Source organism: Promicromonospora kroppenstedtii (assembly GCF_044389675.1).
In the GTDB taxonomy this organism is placed as follows: Bacteria; Actinomycetota; Actinomycetes; order Actinomycetales; family Cellulomonadaceae; genus Promicromonospora; species Promicromonospora kroppenstedtii.
In genome coordinates, this window is the sequence record NZ_JBIRYI010000006.1 from 104,367 (window position 1) to 121,981 (window position 17,615).

General features: G+C 74.5%; 19 protein-coding genes. 8 read left to right on the forward strand and 11 right to left on the reverse strand.

Annotation, left to right across the window (positions count from 1 at the left end; genetic code table 11):
• Window positions 1–132: 132 nt before the first annotated feature.
• Window positions 133–1,197, reverse strand: coding sequence for a hypothetical protein (locus ACH47X_RS11145; protein WP_397404196.1), 1,065 nt, complete (start codon window positions 1,195–1,197; stop codon window positions 133–135).
• Window positions 1,198–1,246: 49 nt separating this feature from the next.
• On the reverse strand, window positions 1,247–2,683 hold the full coding sequence (locus ACH47X_RS11150; protein WP_397404198.1) for an FAD/NAD(P)-binding protein: 1,437 nt from the start codon (window positions 2,681–2,683) through the stop codon (window positions 1,247–1,249).
• Between the two features lie 114 nt (window positions 2,684–2,797).
• Here ACH47X_RS11150 and ACH47X_RS11155 point away from each other — a divergent pair, with 114 nt between their 5' ends.
• Window positions 2,798–4,063: a hypothetical protein gene (locus tag ACH47X_RS11155; RefSeq protein WP_397404200.1), complete on the forward strand. Its 1,266-nt coding sequence runs from the start codon at window positions 2,798–2,800 to the stop codon at window positions 4,061–4,063.
• On the opposite strand, the gene ACH47X_RS11160 is transcribed toward ACH47X_RS11155, so the two are convergent.
• Together ACH47X_RS11160 and ACH47X_RS11165 are read right to left on the reverse strand one after the other, a co-directional pair.
• Window positions 4,047–4,895 (reverse strand): alpha/beta fold hydrolase, encoded by an 849-nt coding sequence (locus ACH47X_RS11160; RefSeq protein WP_397404202.1) that lies wholly within the window; start codon window positions 4,893–4,895, stop codon window positions 4,047–4,049. The genes ACH47X_RS11155 and ACH47X_RS11160 overlap by 17 nt on opposite strands.
• A gap of 116 nt (window positions 4,896–5,011) precedes the next feature.
• Window positions 5,012–5,650 (reverse strand): hypothetical protein, encoded by a 639-nt coding sequence (locus ACH47X_RS11165; protein ID WP_397404204.1) that lies wholly within the window; start codon window positions 5,648–5,650, stop codon window positions 5,012–5,014.
• Window positions 5,651–5,701: 51 nt separating this feature from the next.
• Between ACH47X_RS11165 and ACH47X_RS11170 the strand changes: the two genes are divergently transcribed.
• Window positions 5,702–6,256 (forward strand): DUF1990 family protein, encoded by a 555-nt coding sequence (locus ACH47X_RS11170; protein WP_397404206.1) that lies wholly within the window; start codon window positions 5,702–5,704, stop codon window positions 6,254–6,256.
• On the opposite strand, the gene ACH47X_RS11175 is transcribed toward ACH47X_RS11170, so the two are convergent.
• A complete protein-coding gene (locus ACH47X_RS11175) occupies window positions 6,225–6,980 on the reverse strand; it encodes an alpha/beta fold hydrolase (RefSeq protein WP_397404209.1) in 756 nt (251 codons plus the stop codon). The two genes, ACH47X_RS11170 and ACH47X_RS11175, sit on opposite strands and share 32 nt — an antisense overlap.
• Window positions 6,981–7,062: 82 nt before the next feature.
• Between ACH47X_RS11175 and ACH47X_RS11180 the strand changes: the two genes are divergently transcribed.
• Complete coding sequence (locus ACH47X_RS11180) at window positions 7,063–7,290, forward strand: hypothetical protein (RefSeq protein ID WP_397404211.1); 228 nt, start codon at window positions 7,063–7,065, stop codon at window positions 7,288–7,290.
• A 25-nt stretch (window positions 7,291–7,315) separates the two neighbouring features.
• Here the strand turns inward: ACH47X_RS11180 and ACH47X_RS11185 are convergent, their stop codons facing one another.
• Complete coding sequence (locus ACH47X_RS11185; RefSeq protein ID WP_397404213.1) at window positions 7,316–8,155, reverse strand: hypothetical protein; 840 nt, start codon at window positions 8,153–8,155, stop codon at window positions 7,316–7,318.
• Between the two features lie 258 nt (window positions 8,156–8,413).
• A complete protein-coding gene (locus ACH47X_RS11190; protein WP_397404215.1) occupies window positions 8,414–9,163 on the reverse strand; it encodes a YqjF family protein in 750 nt (249 codons plus the stop codon).
• Window positions 9,164–9,243: 80 nt separating this feature from the next.
• Here ACH47X_RS11190 and ACH47X_RS11195 point away from each other — a divergent pair, with 80 nt between their 5' ends.
• From ACH47X_RS11195 to ACH47X_RS11205, 3 genes are all read left to right on the forward strand, one after another.
• Complete coding sequence (locus ACH47X_RS11195; protein ID WP_397404217.1) at window positions 9,244–11,277, forward strand: SigE family RNA polymerase sigma factor; 2,034 nt, start codon at window positions 9,244–9,246, stop codon at window positions 11,275–11,277.
• Window positions 11,278–11,382: 105 nt separating this feature from the next.
• Window positions 11,383–11,949, forward strand: coding sequence for a hypothetical protein (locus ACH47X_RS11200; protein ID WP_397404219.1), 567 nt, complete (start codon window positions 11,383–11,385; stop codon window positions 11,947–11,949).
• On the forward strand, window positions 11,946–12,884 hold the full coding sequence (locus ACH47X_RS11205) for an aminoglycoside phosphotransferase family protein (protein ID WP_397404221.1): 939 nt from the start codon (window positions 11,946–11,948) through the stop codon (window positions 12,882–12,884). Before ACH47X_RS11200 ends, ACH47X_RS11205 begins: the two co-directional genes overlap by 4 nt.
• On the opposite strand, the gene ACH47X_RS11210 is transcribed toward ACH47X_RS11205, so the two are convergent.
• Both ACH47X_RS11210 and ACH47X_RS11215 read right to left on the reverse strand, forming a co-directional pair.
• On the reverse strand, window positions 12,863–13,381 hold the full coding sequence (locus tag ACH47X_RS11210) for a GNAT family N-acetyltransferase (protein WP_397404223.1): 519 nt from the start codon (window positions 13,379–13,381) through the stop codon (window positions 12,863–12,865). The genes ACH47X_RS11205 and ACH47X_RS11210 overlap by 22 nt on opposite strands.
• Window positions 13,378–14,163: a TetR/AcrR family transcriptional regulator gene (locus ACH47X_RS11215; RefSeq protein WP_397404225.1), complete on the reverse strand. Its 786-nt coding sequence runs from the start codon at window positions 14,161–14,163 to the stop codon at window positions 13,378–13,380. Before ACH47X_RS11215 ends, ACH47X_RS11210 begins: the two co-directional genes overlap by 4 nt.
• Window positions 14,164–14,265: 102 nt before the next feature.
• On the opposite strand from ACH47X_RS11215, the gene ACH47X_RS11220 reads away from it, so the two are divergent.
• Window positions 14,266–15,192: an alpha/beta fold hydrolase gene (locus ACH47X_RS11220; RefSeq protein ID WP_397404227.1), complete on the forward strand. Its 927-nt coding sequence runs from the start codon at window positions 14,266–14,268 to the stop codon at window positions 15,190–15,192.
• 25 nt (window positions 15,193–15,217) lie between these two features.
• Window positions 15,218–15,964, forward strand: a complete 747-nt coding sequence (locus tag ACH47X_RS11225; RefSeq protein ID WP_397404229.1) for an SDR family NAD(P)-dependent oxidoreductase — start codon at window positions 15,218–15,220, stop codon at window positions 15,962–15,964.
• Between the two features lie 42 nt (window positions 15,965–16,006).
• Here ACH47X_RS11225 and ACH47X_RS11230 read toward each other — a convergent pair whose 3' ends face one another.
• Both ACH47X_RS11230 and ACH47X_RS11235 read right to left on the reverse strand, forming a co-directional pair.
• The gene (locus tag ACH47X_RS11230) at window positions 16,007–16,603 is read right to left on the reverse strand and encodes a TetR/AcrR family transcriptional regulator (protein ID WP_397404231.1); all 597 of its coding nucleotides are present in this window, start codon (window positions 16,601–16,603) and stop codon (window positions 16,007–16,009) included.
• Window positions 16,603–17,517 carry an SDR family oxidoreductase gene (locus tag ACH47X_RS11235; protein WP_397404233.1) on the reverse strand — a complete coding sequence of 305 codons (915 nt, stop codon included), beginning with the start codon at window positions 17,515–17,517 and terminating at the stop codon, window positions 16,603–16,605. The genes ACH47X_RS11230 and ACH47X_RS11235 overlap by 1 nt, the downstream gene beginning before the upstream one ends.
• Window positions 17,518–17,615 lie beyond the last annotated feature (98 nt).

The following is a 17,615-nucleotide window of genomic DNA, read 5'->3' on the forward strand; positions in this document are numbered from 1 at the left end:
GCAGTTTCGGGTGGTCGGTAGTTACGGGTGGTCGGTAGAAGGTCAGGTGGTCGGCCGCTCGAGCTGCCGACCACCTGACCTTCTGCCGACCGCCCGACGTTCTACCGACCATCGCGACGCCGGGAGCCCCGGTCAGAACGGGTTGGTGACGTACGTGCGGTTCAGGGGCTCCGGGATGCGGAAGTAGCTCGCCGACAGGCCCGCCGGGTCCGTCGCCAGGGCGCCTCGGCCGGGGACGTCGTCGCCGTCGTCCCAGCCCCACGGCGCGTTCGCGGAGTTCTGCGTGCACGAGATGCCCCCGTCGCCGCACGAGCCGGAGGCGTCGCCCGCGAACGTGCCGGCGCTCGCGAAGAGCTGGGAGTCGTCGCGCTGCGCCCACAGGCCGCCCGGCGCGTGGACGTCAACGAGGCGGTAGGACACGTCCCGGTCGTCCGGGTGCTCGGGCACCTCGGCCCGGCCGGCCGGGTAGTAGATGACGCCGTCGCCCTTGATGTCGTAGCCGGGTCGCGCCTTGAGCCCGTGGCCCTTGGCCTCCTGGGCGGTGACCGGGTGGCTCAGGCCGTCGTGCGGGCTGGTCGCCATCTGCAGCGTGCCGTCGATGGTCTCGGCGCCCGCCGCCCACGTGCTGTCCTGCGGGGTGTACGAGTAGAAGTCGCTGTGCGCCACGGTGACGGCGCCGCGGAGCACCCCGTAGGCCGAGCCGTCCTTCTGGACGGCGACCATGACGCCCTCGGCGTCGTTCTCGTGCTCGGTGTCGAAGATCGAGTCCGACCAGTCGCGCGGGTGGAAGAACATGTACGTCACGAACCAGTGGCTCGACGTCTCCATGACCGAGTAGTAGGCGGTGGCGGCCAGCGGGTGGCTGCCCGTGTTCTCCCAGTTGTTGCGGGCGTCTCTGTCGCCGTCGAAGTCGTAGGCCGCGAGGTAGTCCGAGCGGCCGCCCAGGGCATTGGTGCCGGTCTGGTCCACGTCCTGGTAGTGGATGGGCGCCCAGCGCTGCGCCAGGTCGGCATTGCTCACGGCCGCCACGGCGGCGGGCGCAGCGGGTACGGGTGCGGCGGAAGCGGCGGGCACGGCCGCAGCGGTGCCCGCCGCCGCGATGCCCAGGGCGACCACGGCCGCCGTCGTGCCCGCGGCGAGCGTGCGGGTGCGTGCGGGGGTCGGCGTGCGGGGGTGCGTCAGTGCAGGTCCAGGCATGTTTCCCTCGTCCCGTTCGATCCGGCAGGTGGGTGTACGAGGGAAGGCTTCACCCCATGCGTTGCCGTAGGGCGACCGCCGCATGGCGGCGGGATGACGAGTTCTGGCCCAGCAGGTCGTCCGCGAGCTGCGCGGCCTGCCGCCGCAGGTCCGGCACCGACGTGCACTCCCACTCCAGGCCGCGCCGCGCCAGCCCCATGGCGCGCAGCCGCGGGTGCCCGACGCCGGCGGTGTCGACCAGGGCGGCGTCCGCGGTCAGGTCGAGACCGGTGCCGAGGCGGTGGAGCCGCACCAGGCCGCGCGCCAGCAGCGCGTCCACCAGCGGGTTCCAGCCCGGGGAGGTCAGGGCCGGCAGCCCGGTGGCGCCCACGACCAGGTCGAACGTGACGGTGTCCCAGCCGGCGCCCCGGACCTCGTCCACGGTGCCCAGGGTGAGCACGCCGTCGGCGAGCAGCTGGTCGACGTGGCTGCGCATCGCGTACGACATGCGGTGCCGCACGTTCTCCCACGAACGCGCGTGCTCGCGCTGGAACGTCGCCTGCTCCTCGGGCGTGAGCCGGGCCCAGATCGGGTTGACCTGCGGGCGGATGGCGTCGATCACCGCGCGCCAGTCGCGCCCCGCCGCCCGCTCGTCCGCGACGTGCCGCCGTACCTGGTCGACGGCGCCCACGAGCGTGCCCGCCGACGTGCCGGCCGGCCTGCCGGCGAGGTCGACCCGGACGGCAGGCGGCAGCGGGTCCTCGGCGTGCGCCGCGGGCAGGACGCCGCCCCGGGAGACGGCGGTGAACGTCGCCTCGGGCAGCAGGGCGTGCAGGTGCGCGACGACGTCGAGCGTCGTCAGGCCCGTGCCCACGACCAGGACCCGGCGCGCTCCGGCGGCGCGGGCGTCGAGGCCCGGCGACCACGGGTCGGCGACGTACCGGTCGCCCCACGGCTCGTACTCCGGCAGCCGCACGGGCGGCGGGGTGCCGAGCGCGAGGACGGCGTCGTCGGCGTGCAGGGTGCCGCCGTCGGCGAGGGTGAGCAGGACGCCGGGCGCATCCGCTGTGCCAGGGCTCTTTGCAGTGCCGTCCCCGACCCCTGCGTCGTCCCCGACCTCCGTGACGTCCACCACCGTGCCCCGCACGTGCCGCACCTCGGACCCCGCGGGGACCGGGACGGACCCGAGCAGCTCGGTGAGGTACCGGCCGAAGTCGGCGCGCTGCAGGAACGTGCCCGGTTCCGCGGGTACCCCGGCGCTCGCGCACCAGCGCAACAGGTGCTCGGGGTCGTCGTCGAGCGCGCTGAGGCGCGCGACCACCGCGTTGAGGGTGTGCCGGGGGTCGGTGGTCCGGTAGGGGAGGCCGCGGCCGGGTGTCTCCGCGGGATCGACCAGCACGACCCGTACGGACCGCTCGGGCCCGAAGGGCGCGGCCGCACGCAGGAGGTGGGCCGAGAGGATGACGCCGGCGGCGCCGCCGCCGATCACGGCGATGGTCCGCTGCATGGCCCGAGGATAACGGTTGCGACCAGACAGATGTATTACCGCGCATGGGACATGAGGTACATTCCGGCTAAAAGACGTGGAGCGCGCCCCGTCGCGCCCAGAACCCGGGGAGCCATGACAGTCACGACGACCACCCGGTCGGAGCGCCTGACCGACCTCGCGGGCCTGACCGACCTCACGCCGCTGAGCGAGACCACGAGCAGCCCAGACCCCGCCAAGGTGTACGAACGGCTGCGCGCCCGCTGGGGCAACGTCGCGCCCGTGCTCCTGGAGCCGGGCGTGCCCGCCTGGCTCGTGCTGGGGCACCGGGAGCTGGTCACGGTGCTGCGCAACGAGAGCCTGTTCTCGCGCGACGCGCGCAACTGGGGCCTGTTCACGGACGGCACCGTCCGCGCCGACAGCGGCATCGGCGGCGTGCTCGCGCCGCGCGACGGCATCTACTACGTGGACGGCGCCCGCCACCGGCACCTGCGGAGGCTGGTCGACGACGCGTTCGAGAGCGTCGACGAGCACCGCCTGAAGTCCACGGTGGAGTACTGGTGCGACCTGGCGCTGGACCGCGTGCTGGCCCAGGGCGAGGCCGACCTCGTCAGCGACTACGCGCGGGCCGTCCCGCTGCTGGTGATGTCCACCATGTTCGGGCTCGACCCGGAACAGGCCCGTGCGATGCTCGGCCACTCGCGGCGCGTCTTCCAGGCGAAGGGCGCGGCGGGCCTCGAGTCGCTCAACGCACAGCGCGCGCTCATCTCGGACCTGATCGCCGAGCGTCGCAGGACGCCGTCCGACGACCTGACCTCCGCGATCCTGCGCCACCCCAGCGCGCCCACCGACCTGGACGCGCAGAGCGCCGTGTCGGCGACCCTCATCCTGGGCAGCGAGTTCGAGGTCGGGTGGATCACGCAGGCGCTCCGCATGCGGCTCACCGACCCGCGGTTCGACGGCCGCTCGGGCGGGCGGCTCTCGGCGTCCGACACGCTGGAGGCGGTGCTCGGATCGACGCCGCCCGCGCCGAACGCGGCGCCCCGCTTCGCCCTGGCCGACACGACGCTCGGGGACCGCGCGATCGCTGCGGGCGACGCCGTGGTACCCGGCATCCTCGGCGCCAGCGCCGAGTCGCGCGGCGGCGAGGACGACATCTGGCTGGAGTCGGGCAACCTCTCCTACCTCACGTGGGGCGCCGGCCCGCACGCCTGCCCGGCGCGCCGCCCGGCCACGGTGATCGCGCGGATCGCCGTGGACGCCGCACTGCGCCGCCTCGGCGGGGTGTCGCTCACCGTGCCGCCCGAGTCGCTGCGTTCGGCCGGCACGCTCTGGTCGTCGGTGGCGCGAGAGCTGCCGGTGCGGTTCGAGGTGCCCCGGCCCGTCAGACCGGCGCGCTGATCGCGTGGATCTCCGGGACGACCACGTCCCACACGGCGCGCGGCGGGTACTGGTGCCCCACCCCGGGCAGCAGCACGAACCGCGCGCCCTCGACCGCCGCGGCCAGCGCCGCGCCGTGCTCCGGCGGGAACAGCGGGTCCGCGTCACCGTGCACCACCAGTGTGGGCACCGCGACGTCGGCGAGCGAGCCCCGCACCGGGCGGCTCTCGACCAGGTAGTGGTTGGCCGCGGCGGCAGGGTCGATCGACCGCCGCACCACCCGCCGGGCGGTGGCCAGCGCCGCCGGCTCGTCGTACTCCGGGCCGGCGAAGGCCCGCTCCGCCGCCACCAGGTAGCGGACGACGGCCTCCGGGTCGCCCCAGTCGGGGTCCGGAGGCGGGTCGTCGAACTGCTCCCGTGCCTGCGCCGTCGGACCGGGCAGCTGCGCGCCCGGCACCTTCGTGACCGGGCTCGTGGAGATCAGCGTGAGTGACGCGACCCGGAGCGGGTGCTCGATCGCCGTCTGCTGCGCGATGCCGCCGCCCATCGACACCCCGACAAGGTGCGCCTGCCCGATCCCCAGTGCGTCCAACAGCCGCACCGGGTCCAGGGCCAGGTCGTCCCCGGTGTACGACGGTGCCCCGGGCGGGTCGGTCCGGGAGCGTCCCGTGTCGCGGTGGTCGTAGCGGACGACGAACCGTCCGCCGTCAGCCAGTGCCCGGCAGAAGTCCGGGTGCCACCAGTCCATGGCGCCCGCGATGCCGCCGATCAGGAGGATGGCCGGGTCGGCCGGGTCGCCGAAGGTCTCGACGCACAGCAACGCGCCCGGTACGTCGACAAGGGTCTCTGTCATGGAGGGCCGACGACGGGACGGTTCCGAACTCATCGCTCCGCTTCGGACGGGTACCGACCGACCGGTACGCACCAGACCGCTCGGCCGCACCCGGGTGCTCGGACGAGCCCCAGCGCTCAGACGAACGCCAGCACCAGCGCGACCACGGCGAGCGCCGCCGCACCACCCGCACCGACCCACGCGACCACGATGTTCCGCCGGCCCGTCTCCTGCGCGGCGTCGAACTCGGCACGCAGCGTCTCGAACTCCCGGTGTGCCGCCTCGATCTCGGCCCGGGCGGCCGCGAGCTGCGCGTCGGACCGCGCCACGGTGGCCAGGGCGCTCGCTGCCTCGGCGCGCGCCGCGGCCGCGTCCGCGCGGGCGGCACCGGCGTCCTCCCGGGCGGCGGCGGCCTCGCGGCGGGCGGCCGCGGCCTCGGCCCCCGCGTGGTCGGCCGTGGCCAGCGCGGACGCGACCAGCGCGACGGCGTCGTCGGGCGACTGCGTCAACGGCTGGGTGGCGAAGGGCTCGGCGGGCTCCGCATAGGCGGCCTCCGGTACCGGCGCGGCCGGCGCGCCCGGCCCGGTCGGGTCCGGCCCCGCGACCTGCGGGACACGCCCCGGGACCTCGGCCCGGGAGAGCTGGCTGCGGACCTCGGCCTTGAGGTCGGACAGGAAGGGCCCCAGGCCGCGGGCCTTGCGCTCCTTGGCGGAGGCGTGCCGGGGGACACCGCCCGCGGGGACGTCGAGGGCGCTGGTGTCGTGGTCGGTCGCCATGGGTGTGAAAGGTACACGGGCCGCGCCGCGTCCTGCGGGTACGGTGCTGGTGTGCAGCTCACCCGCCCTGACCTCGCCCGTGTCCTGGAGCGTTCCCTGGCCGCCCGGCCCGTGGCCGACGTCGGCTGGCTGGCCGCGCCGCCGCCGCGCGCCCGTGTGCTGCGCGAGCGGATGGACCTGGAGCCGGGCGCGTCGCTCACGTCGACCGCCGACGCCCTGTTCGGCTGGGCCGTGCACCGTGGGGCCGGGCTGACGATCGCCCCGACCGGACCGGTCGACGTCGGGGTGACCGTGGTGCAGGCCGTGCACGTGGGGCCGCTGTGGTTCACCGCCCCGTGCCGGGTGGTCGACGTCGTCCGGGAGACCGACGAGGCCGGGTTCACCTACGCGACGCTGCCGCATCACCCGGAGACGGGCGTGGAGTCCTTCCGCGTGCGGCGCGCGGGGGAAGGCCTCGTCTTCGAGATCCACGCCGTGGCGCGACACGACTTCTGGGGCTCCCGGGCCGTCCCGCCGGCTGCCCACCGCGTCCAGGACCGCGTGACGCGCGGCTACCTGGACGCGGCCCGCGAGCTCAGCCGCGCGGCTCGTCCAGGAACTCGCTGATCAGCTTCGTCACCTCGTCGGGACGCTCCAGGTTCGGCAGGTGACCCGCCCAGCCGAGCTGGGTGTGCCGGGCGCCGGCGATCTGCCCGGCCAGATGGTTCGCGATGGCGCGGAAGTGGTCGAGGTCCTGACCGCCGGAGACGACCAGCGTGCGGGCCGTGATCGCCGCCAGGTCGATCTGGGGGCCCGGCTCCTGGTTGATGTCGTCGCCCGCCGCGAGCTGTACCTCGAAGGCGTGGCGTTGCATGGTGCGCACCAGCTCGCGGGCGTCGTCGTCCGCGTCGGGTCCCAGCCAGGTCGCCACGTTCAGCTCGGTGGCGCCCTCGACGTCGCCGGCCTCCAGGAGCGCGTCCTCGCGGCGGGCGAACCGCTGCACCGAACGGGTGGGCGGCAGGTCGAAGGCGGAGTTGACGAGCACGAGGTGCGACACGAGGTCGGGCCACTCGGAGGCCACCTGGAGCGCGACCTCTCCGCCCGCCGACGCCGCGACGATCGCCACGGGGCGATCGCCGAGCGAGTCGAGCAGCGCCTTGACGTCGCTCGCGTTGTCGAACCGCGCGCTGGTCAGGGGTGTGTCCCCGTAGCCGCGCAGGTCGCAGCGGACGACGCGGTGGTGCTGGGCCAGGGGAGCCCGCTGCGGTTCCCACATGCGGGAGTCGGCGACGCCGGCGTGCAGGAGCAGGACGGCGGGGCCGGAGCCGGTGGAGTCATGGCTGAGGATCATCCGCCGACCGTAACGGCGGTCCTTCGGCCATGGCCAACGCATTCGATGGACTCCGGTCCGGGCGACGGATATACTCGAACACATGTACGAATCCACGGAAGGTCAGGCGCTCGGCCGGCCCGTCGCGCAGCCGGTGTCCTCGCCGGTCGACGCGGCGTTCGCCGCGCTGCTGGACGAGCTGTTCACCGGCCCCCGGGTCACCTACGCGCCGGTCCTGGAGGAGCCGACGTACTACGGCGGGCACCGCCGAGAGCCCCGGCCCCGGCGCTTCGTGCTGCGCGCCGGCACCGACCTCGACGATCCTCGTTAGTTCCTTGTCAGACGCTAGTTCCTGATCAGACCACGAACCCGAGCACCGCGGCCACCACGGCCAGCGCGATGCCGACGAAGGCGAGCGTGGTGGCCGTGGCCGCCTTCTTCGTCGCGGCGTCCGCGACCTGCTGGGCCGCCGACGCCGCGGCCGCGGCCTCCTTGGCGGCCGACGTCGCCGAGTCCGCCGCGGCGCGGGCCGCGTCCAGGTCGGTGCGCAGGGTGCTGTTCGTCGCGGTGAGCTCGTCGACGTGTCCCTGGAGCCGGCTCGCCTCCTCCTGCGCGGAGGTCGCGGCCTGCGCGGTGGCGGCGGTCTGCGCGGCCGCCTGCTCGTCGAGCCGCTCGCGCACCTCCGCGCGGACCTCGTCCAGCGCCGTCGCCTGGGCCTTCTCCTGTGCGATGCCTCGCTTGGCGACCAGCTCTCGCAGCTCGGCGCCCTGCTCCTTGAGCGAGACCATGAGGTCGGCGCGGACCTCCTCCGGGGTCAGCGGCTTGTCGGGCTTGGCGAGGTAGGCGTCGGCCCAGGTGCGGCGCGACTTGCTCCGCCCGGAGCCGGAGCCTTCCACGACGGCGTCCTTCTCCTGCTCGGTCAGGCGGTCGAGCGCCTCGGCCGCCGCCTTGACGGCGGGCGGCGTCTCGACCGGTGCCTTGGTGCCCTTGGGCGTCTTTGCCTCGGGTGTCATCGTTGTGCTGGCCCCCTGTGGTGTCGCGGCGGCTGCCACGGCTGCGGCGTAGTCGGCGTCCTCGGTGCCGGTCGAGGCCGACTCCGGGATCTTGATGGGCTTGTTCAGCAGAGCCCGGAGGCGGTCCATGCGCTCGGTCTTCTCGCCGCCCTCGTCCCGAGGCGCGTCGCTGTCACTGCTCATGGGGGAAACGTACTGCTCTGCCCGTTGTAGGTCGACTACCTCGGCGGGAGTGGCGCGCCAGTCGCGCGTGTTGGTGCTTTGATTTCCGAGGTTCTGTTCAAGCCACGATGTTGCAACGTTTCAAGCCCGTTCCTGCGGGCATGAGCTCGTGGTCTGAACAGAACCTCAGGAGAGAACGGTGACGCGCGCGTCGTTCTGTGGTCCTGAACGCGTCTCACCCTCGGCATCACACAACGGTTCCGACGCCCGGAGCGTGCCTCAGAGGCGGGCGCCCCGCCGGACGACGACGGGCGAGCCGTCCGCGACGAAGGCCGAGAACGGCTCGGCGCCCAGGCTCTCGGCGAAGGCCTGGCCGTACACCGCCGCGACGTCGCACGCCAGCACGGCGTCGCCGGCCTGGCGGACCTGCCAGCTCGGGTGCTCGACGCGGTACTCCACGGTGCCGCCGCCACGCTGCGCGGCGTAGCCCCAGTAGTGCTCGGTGACGTACTCCTCCTGGGAGCCCGCCACGAGCGGCTCCGCGGCTCCGCGAACCGTGGCGGCGACGCGGTGCCAGGCGCCGGCGTCGCGCCACGCGTACTCGACCAGGCCGCCCGGCGTGACCTCGCCGTCGTGCAGGTCGATCCGGTGCCGCATGGGCCGCGCGACGTAGTTCTCGCCGTAGGCGACCCGGGCCACGGTGGCCAGCGCCCACCGGGGCACGATCTCCTTGACGAACACCACGCCGCGCCGCCAGCCGTCGTCGGTGCGGCGGCGCACGTAGAACCGCAGGTTGATCTCGTCGAAGTCGCGGTGGAAGGGGACCGGGACGCCCAGCAGGCGGGTGTCGAGGAACCGGAAGCCCACCATGCTGACGAGGTGCCGGCCGTCCCAGGTGTCGAGCTCGACGCCGCGTGGGACGAGCGGGCGCAGCGCGTCGGGGTCGATCTCGTAGCTGAGCATCACCAGGCGGCGCCACTCGGCGGCGAGGAACAGGCCGGTCCCCGGGCGTGCGTTCTCGGAGGTCACACCACGAAACGTAGCAAGCCCCGGCCAACTCTTCCGGTGGCTGGGGCAACCTTTGGCGGACACTCTCCGTAGTGGAGGGCATGAGGCAGGAGAGCGGGGCGACCATGGACGACTTCGGGGCGGGCGGGCCGTCGGACGGAGGTGCGCCGCTCGACGTACGGGTCGAGGTGTCGGGTTCCCGTGACGCGGGCTTCACGACGTTCGTCCGGGAGTCCAGCGCCTACCTGCACCGCACCGCGTACCTGCTGTGCGGGGACCGGCACCGTGCCGAGGAGCTGGTCCAGTCCACGTTCGAACGGGTCTACCGCACGTGGGCCAGGGTCCGTCCGGGCACGGAGACCGCGTATGCCCGCCAGATCCTGGTCAACCTCCGGATCGACGGGTGGCGGCACGGGCGCCGGGAGTCGTTCCCCGGTGACGAGAAGATCCCGGTGGCCCCGGCGTCGGACCATGCCGGGCACGTGGTGCTGCGTGACGAGCTGGTCCGGGGGCTCGCGCAGTTGCCGGTCAACCAGCGGCGGGTCGTGGTGCTGCGGCACCTGCTGGACCTGCCGGAGGCGGAGGTCGCCCGGGAGCTCGGGATCGCCGTCGGGACGGTCAAGGCGGCGAACTCGCGCGGGCTGGCCCGGTTGCGGGACCTGTTGGTGGCGCAGGCCGAGGTGGTCGAGCCGGTGGTCGTCGACGAGCAGGCCGTGCTCGACCGGAGCCGCGCCGCCTTGCGGCGACGCCGGACGGGTCAGGTGGTCGGGGCGGCGTGCGTGGTGCTCCTGGTGGTGCTCGGGGTGCTGACCCGCGGGCCGGTGCCGCTGCCCGGGATCGGGCCGGTGGTGCTGCCGGGCGGGGACCTGATCGCGCCGCTGTTCGACACCGGCCGGCCCGACCTGGACCCGGCGGGGGACACGCCGGTCGTCTGTCCGGACGAGCTTCCCGGGCCCACGCCGAACCGTGCTCCGGAGGCCGGCGAGGACGTCGGCCCGCTGACCGAACCCGTGGTGGTGGACGCCGCCGATGCGCGCCCCCTGAGCTGCTACGACGTCGACGCGGAACCGGCGACGCCCGGCTATCTCGACCAGTCGGGGGTGCCGGTCTCCGCCAACGGGGAGCCGCTGCCCGAGCCCCGGGGGCTGACGAACTCGGGCCTGCTCTGGCAGTTCGGCGAGAACCGCCGGACCGGCAGCCCGAGCATCGTGCAGAATTCCTGGGCGCTCGGTACAAGCAGCTCGGGTACCAGCTTGACGTCGTACCAGGGCGCCACGGTGACCCCGACCGATCTCACCGTCACCGGGGACCGGGTGGTGTGGAGCGAGTACGCGGCCGAGAACACCTCGCCCCGCGTGAGCTTCGTCCGCACCCTGATCGACTCCCGCGGATCCCTGACCACCGTGGTCGACCCCCTGGTCACCACCGACGAACGTCTCTGGCTGATCGCCACCACCGAGGAGCACGCCCTGTGGACGGCCGGGCCCACGGCCGACGAGACCCACCTGTACGCGACGACCCTCGACGGCGACGGGACACCGGTCGAGCTCGCGGCCGGGGTGACCGCGCTCGCCGCGGACGACGACGAGGTGGTCGCCGCCGTCCTGACTCCCGGCGCCGGTGGGTCCGGCACCACGACGATCCAACTGTTCGACGGCCTGTCGGGCGGGGACCTGACCGGCACCGCGCTCCTCGAGGTCGAGCACGGCCCGGCGACCGAGGTCGCCGACCTCGCCGTATCGGACGACGTCGTCGCGTGGACGGTCCTGGCCACGGGCGCCGACACCGGCTCCGGTCCGGAATCCGGCGCCGGTGCCCTCTACGTCCTGGACCGGGCCGGCGACGGCGACAGCGTCGTGCGGCTCCCCGGCGGTGTCGTCGACGACCTCCGCGCCTCGGACGGCCTCCTGTCGTGGACCAGCAGGGACCCCGTGTCGGAGAATCCTGCTGACATCTCCTACCTGTACCGCGCGACGGCGTCGTCCTCCGGGTACGACGGCCCGGACCTGGCCCGCTTCCCGGGCGGATCCGTGACGGCGAGCCTGGCGGGTGACCGCATCGCCTGGCTCGAGGACGCGGTGACCCGCCAGTGGCTCGTCGAGGGCGTCGTGGTGCCGGTTCTGGAGCGCGAGTGACCGCACGGAACGCGCCCTGAGCTGCGACGACCCTGGCCGGGCACGGGAACCACCCGGCAGGCCGGGGCGTTCGGTCAGCACACGACCCCGACAGAGAGCGTGCGCATGACGAACCTGTTCGACTTCAGTGCCGACGAGCTCGACCAGATCCTCCAGGCCCCGGGCGCGGTGCTCAAGGGTGCGGCCGTCGTCGACGGCGAGCACGGCGGGATCAGGTTCCTGCGGGAGGCCACGGCCGGCAGCCTGGCGATCCGCAAGGCGCGGGAGCACGAGAACGACTTCGTCCGCTCCGTGGCGCTCGCGCTGCGCGACAAGGGCGAGGCGGACGCCGCGGCCGAGGCCGAGGCGGCAGCGAACCCCGCCGCGCGCGTCGGGGTGGCGGCGGCGGCCGCCGCCACGCGGGAGGCGGCGGCGCTGGGCAGGCCGCGCGACCCGGAGGCCGAGGCGGCGCACGCGGTCGAGCTGACCGCGACGGTCGTCACGCTGCTGCGGGCGCGGGCGGAGGAGGAGGACGTCGTCGCCTACACCGAGTGGCTGCAGCGGATCGGCGCTCGTGTCGCCGGCGCCGTCCGGACCCGGGAGGGCGGCTTCTTCGGCAAGCGGGTCAAGGTCTCCGCGACCGAGCAGGCCTACCTCGACCGGCTCGCGGCCGCCGTCCGGTCCCCCGTGTGACCTCACCACGGATCGAGGTCCCGGCGGCGCACGCGGCGTCGTACGCCCGGAGCCTCGGCGAGGAGGGCCGGGCGTGGACCGCCGCGCTGCCCGGCCTGGTCGCCGACCTGCTGGACCGCTGGGACCTGCGGCGCGACGGCGCGACGTCGGCGGGAGCGGCGTCGCTCGTCGTGCCCGTGGCGGGGTCGGACGGCGTCCGCGCGGTGCTCAGGCTGCAGCCGCCCCGCCCCGAGACCGCCGCCGCGCTGACCGGTCTGCGCGCATGGGACGGGCGCGGGACGGTGCGGCTGCTCGACCACGATCCCAGCAGCGGCACGATGCTCCTGGAGCGGCTGGACGGCTCCCGCACCCTCGCCTCGGTCCCGGACGACGGCGTCGCGATCCAGACTCTCGCCGAGCTGCACGCCAGGCTGCTCGCCGTCCCGCCGGCGCCCGGGCTGCCCCACCTGGGCGACGTCGCCGCCGCGATGCTGGAGCAGGTCCCGCGAGCCGTCACGGGCCTGGCCGACCCGGCCGAGCGGTGCGTCCTGCGGGACTGGGCCGCGGTCGTCGCGGAGCTGGCCGCCGAGCCCGGCGACCGGATGCTGCACTGGGACCTGCACTACGACAACGTCCTCGCGGCGGAGCGCGAGCCGTGGCTCGCGATCGACCCGGAGCCCCTCGTGGGCGACCCGGGCTTCGACCTCTGGCCGGCCCTGGACAGCCGCTGGGACGACGTCGTGGCGGGCGGCGACGTCCGGCGGGTGGTGCGCCGGAGGTTCGACGTGCTCACCGGCGTGCTCGGCCTCGACCCGGAGCGGGCGGCCGGCTGGACGCTGGGGCGCCTGCTGCAGAACGCCCTGTGGGACATCGAGGACGGCGAACCCGCGCTCGCTCCCACCGCGCTCGTCACGGCCGAGGCGCTGCGGGGCCCTCAGCCGAGCGCACGCTCGTAGAACCGCCACAGGTGCTGCAGCTCGGCGGGGATCTCGGACCCGGGATAGGGGTCGCGCTCCACGAAGCCCCTGGACTCGTACAGGCGGTGGGCGTCCGTCATGAATTTGTTGCTGTCCAGCCGCACCACCCGTGCCCGGAGGTCGTCGCGGGCCTGCTCCAGGAGGCGGTCCAGCATCGCCGAGCCGACGTGCCGGCCCTGCAGCTCCGGCCGCACGAACATCCGCTTGATCTCGACCACACCGTCGTCCTGCGCACGCAACGCGGCGACGCCGGCGGGCGCGCCGTCGACCTCGGCCAGGACCAGCAGGCCCGACGGCCTGCGGAACGCGGCCAGCGCCGCGCCGGTGTGCCGGGCCTCCACGGCCGTCATGGCGAACCCGTAGGTGCGCTCGAACGTGGCCAGGGCCCACGTCATGTACTGCGTCATGAGGTCGAGCACGGCGGCGTCGTCCGCGGCGTCCGCCTCGCGGAGCTGAATCTCCTGGAGCTGGTTCAACGGGTGTCTCCTTCTGGGACCAGGCCGGTCAGGACCCGCCGCAGGACGCGCTCGAACTGGCGGTCGGGCGAGGCGTCGGCGTCGGACAGCGCGGCGGTGAGGTGGGGATAGGCATGGGCGGGGGACGATCCCGTGGGAGACGAGCCGGCGGACAGCGCGTCGGCGAGTGCGGCGCCGGCCGTGGAGTGCGTCCCGGTCCCGAGACCCGTCCCGTCCGTGCGGCGCCGCTCGTGCTCCTCCGCGCAGAGCAGCCTGGTCACGGCGTTGAACACGGCCACGGCCTCCAGCATCGTGGCGCCGTCCGTCCGGGTCGGTGCGAGCACCGCGAGCATGTGCTCGAGGTAGGCGTACCCGTTCGGGCCGAGCGTCGCCGTGCTCGGCGACTCGACCATCCAGGGGTGCCGCCGGTAGACGGCGCGCGCGTCCTTGGCCAGGTCGAGCATCTGGTCCGCCCACGGGCGCTCGTCGGGCCCGTGGAGGCCGAGCTCGCCGGTGACCTCGTCGACCATGAGCGCGACGAGCTCGTCCCGGGTGCTCACGTAGCGGTAGAGGGACGCCTGCCCGGTGCCCAGGGACTGCGCCACCGACCGCATCGTCACGGCACCGAGCCCGTCACGGTCGGCGAGCGCGACGGCCGCGCGGGCTATCTCGTGACGGTCGTGCGCCGGCACCCGGCCGCGCCGGGGACGGGCGGGCGTGGCCGTGGACGGCCTCGCCGGTGCCGGTGCGCCGGCCGACGGCGGACCTGACGACGTCGAGCTCGGCTCGACCGGTCTTGGCATCTCGACACGCCTCCCTGGCGGCTTCGGTTTCGCGAACGCTGTTCGTGAAGTGTAGGTTGCAGGAAATGCGAACGCCGTTCGCATAAACGAAGGGAGTTGCTCGTGGTCGAAACGGTGTGGGGCCCGACGCGTCACGCGCGGAACGGCCGGGTGGAGATCGCCTGGGACGAGCTGCTCGGGGCAGAGGGAGACCCGCTGCTCCTGGTCATGGGCCTGGGTACCTCCCGCTTCTGGTGGCCGACCGGCCTCTGCCAGGCCTTCGCGAACGAGGGGTTCCGCGTGGTGCGCTACGACCAGCGCGACGCCGGGCAGTCGACCCGCATGCCACCGTCCGGCACCGGGAACCCGTTCGCGGCGCTGTTCGGCGGGCGAGGGGCGGCCTACACCTCGGAGGACATGACCGACGACGCCGTCGCCGTCCTCGACGACCTGGGCTGGCCGGCCGCGTACGTCTTCGGCCACTCCCTGGGCGGCGCCGTCGCCCAGCGGATCGCGCTGCGGCATCCGGACCGGGTGCGCGGCGTGGTGTCCTCGGCCGCCCTGCCCAGCGACGTCTCCGGTGTCGGGGTGGCCCGGTACCTGCGTCTCGGCCTGCTGGCGCGACTGGCCCGCATGACCTTTCCGGAGGGGCGCGAGGGCGACGTCGCGGCCGGTCTGGCCGTGGCCCGCGGCGTGGCGTCGCCCGCCTACCCGTTCGACGAGTCGGCGGCGCGGGAGTGGATCGAGCGCGAGGTGGACAGCGGGCCGCGCGACCGCGCCGCGCAGAGCCGGCAGATCGGCGCACGGTGGCACGGCCCCCGCCTGAGAGAGCTGGCCAGGCCCGCCCTCGTGATGCACGGCGACGCCGACCCGATCCTGCGGACGTCGGGCGGGCGCGCGACAGCCGCGCGCATCAAGGGGGCGCGGATGATCACCTGGCCCGGAGTCGGGCACGACCTGCCCGAGCCGCTGTGGCCGCAGGTGGCGCGCGCCGTCCGGGAACTGGCCGACGGTGCCCGGTCGGCGCCCCTGCCCCGGGGGCGGTCCTGACCGGCGGCGTGCCTAGCATGTCGGTATGAGCCACGAACTGACCCTCGTCACGGGTGGCACGCGCGGGATCGGGGCCGCCGTCGCGCTGCGGCTCGCCGCCGCCGGGCACGACCTCGTGCTCGGCTACGCCCGGGACGACGAGGCCGCCGCCGCGACCCGGGCGGCCGTGCGGGAACGCGGTGTGCGGTGCGTCGTCGTGCCCGCGGACCTCACGACCGACGAGGGGATCGACAGGACCTTCGCCGCCGCGGCCGAGCTCGGCACGCTCACCGCCGTGGTGAACAACGCCGGCGCGACCCTGCACATCGGGGCGCTCGCGGACACGCCGCCGGACGTGGTGCGGCGGGTGATCGACCTCAACCTCACGTCCGCCGTCCTGGTGGCGCGCGCGGCGGTCCGCGCGATGAGCCCCGCCCGTGGCGGTAGGGGTGGCGTGCTGGTCAACGTGTCCTCGGCCGCCGCCACCCTCGGCTCGCCGGGGGAGTACGTGCACTACGCGGCCGCCAAGGCGGGCGTCGACGCCCTGACCAAGGGGCTCGCCCTCGAGGCCGCCCCGGACGGCATCCGCGTGGTCGGTGTCGCGCCCGGGACGGTCGCCACGCGGATCCACGCCGACGCGGGCGACCCCGGCCGCGCCGACCGGGTGGGCGCCACCAACCCCACCGGCCGCGTGGGCACCCCGGACGACGTCGCGGCCGCGGTCGCGTTCCTCCTGTCCGACGACGCCTCGTACGTCACCGGCGAGACCCTGCGCGTGGCGGGCGGGCGCTGACCGGGCCGGTCCCGTGCCGGCGGCCCGCGCCCGGCAGCCGCCCTACCCGGCCGGCTCGTCCGCCGTCCGGTACGGCCGCAGCACGTCCTCGATCTGCCGGCGCATCCAGTCCGCGAGCGACCCCTCGCGGTGGATCGCCCAGCTGATCATCGCCCCGTGATAGGCGGTCTCGACGGTGACCGCCAGGGTCGCCGCGTCGACGTCGGACCGCAGCTCACCGGCGTCGACGGCGGCGCGCAGGTCCCGTTCGATGCCCGCGCGGACGCCCTGGGCGCCGCGAAGGGTCTGGGCGTGGAAGTCGGGGTCGCTGAGGTCGAGCTGCAGCATCGTGACCGAGTTGGCCATCTGTTCCGGTGTCCGGATGGTCTCGACGGCGAGCACGAGGCCGGCCACGAGCCGGTCCAAGGGAGTGCCCGCGCTGGCCCGGTCCGTGGCGCCGACCCAGAGGTCGACCCCGCGGGTGGCGACCGCGAGGAGCAGGTCGCGCTTGGTGCCGAACCGCTGGACCAGGGTCGCGGCCGAGAGCCCCACCTCGGCGGCGACCGCGGCGAAGGTCAGGCGCGCCGGGCCGATCCGGAGCGCGAGGTCGTGCGTCGCGTCGAGGATCGCCTCGTCGCTGACGGTGCGCGGGCGAGGCATCAGGCCGGCCCGGGCATGCCGTCGACGAGGGTTAGGTCGCGCGCCGCGCGGTCGACGGCGCCCCAGTCGGGCCGGGTTCCGTCGAGGTCGTGCAGGTCGTACTCGCGCATCAGGTCCCAGGAGCCCAGGCACTGGCCGGCGAACCTGGCGCGGCCGGCGTCGGCGGCCAGGGCGGCGATCCCGCGGGCGAGCAGGTGGGGCGTCTCGGAGTGCTCGAAGTACGGCACGTCCCGGGTGTTCTCGCGCCAGTTCTCCTCGGTGACGCCGAAGTGGTCGAGCATCGACTCGGAGCGCAGGTACCCGGGCGTGACGGTCAGCGCCGTCACGCCGCGGGGCGTGAGCTCGTGGGCCAGGCCGGCGCCCATCCGCACGACCGCCGTCTTGACCAGGTCGTAGGCCATGTTCCCGCGGTAGGGGACCGCCTCCTTGCCGTCGCCCACCTCGACGACCAGGCCGTCCGTGCCCTCCAGCAGGAGCGGGAGCGCGTGGTGGCTGGTGATCAGGTGCGTCTCGACGCCGTTGCGCAGCACGCCGAGCGTCGCGTCCAGCGGGTGCTCCCAGACGGGCTGGTCCCAGCTCAGGAACGGGTCACCGCCCCAGATGTCGTTGACCAGGACGTCGAGCCGACCGTGGTCCGTGCGGATGCGCCCCACGAGCCGGGCGACGTCGTCGGCGTCGGTGTGGTCGCAGCGGACGGCGACGCCCTCGCCACCCGCGGCCGTCACGAGTTCGGCGGTGTCCTCGATGGTCTCGGGCCGGTCCATGGGGGAGCGCCCCGAGCGGGTGGACCGGCCCGTCCCGTAGACGGTGGCGCCGAGCGCGCCCAGCTCGATCGCGGTGGCGCGGCCGGCGCCGCGGGTGGCGCCGGCGACGAGGGCGACCTTGCCGGCCAGGGGGAGGGGGTTGGTGGTCATGCGCCGACCATAAGTGAACGGTCGTTTATAAACAAGCCGAGTCCGTGCCGAGGGCGCGGGGAGCGGGAGAGTGACCCGCGCCACGTTTCCGGTGTGCC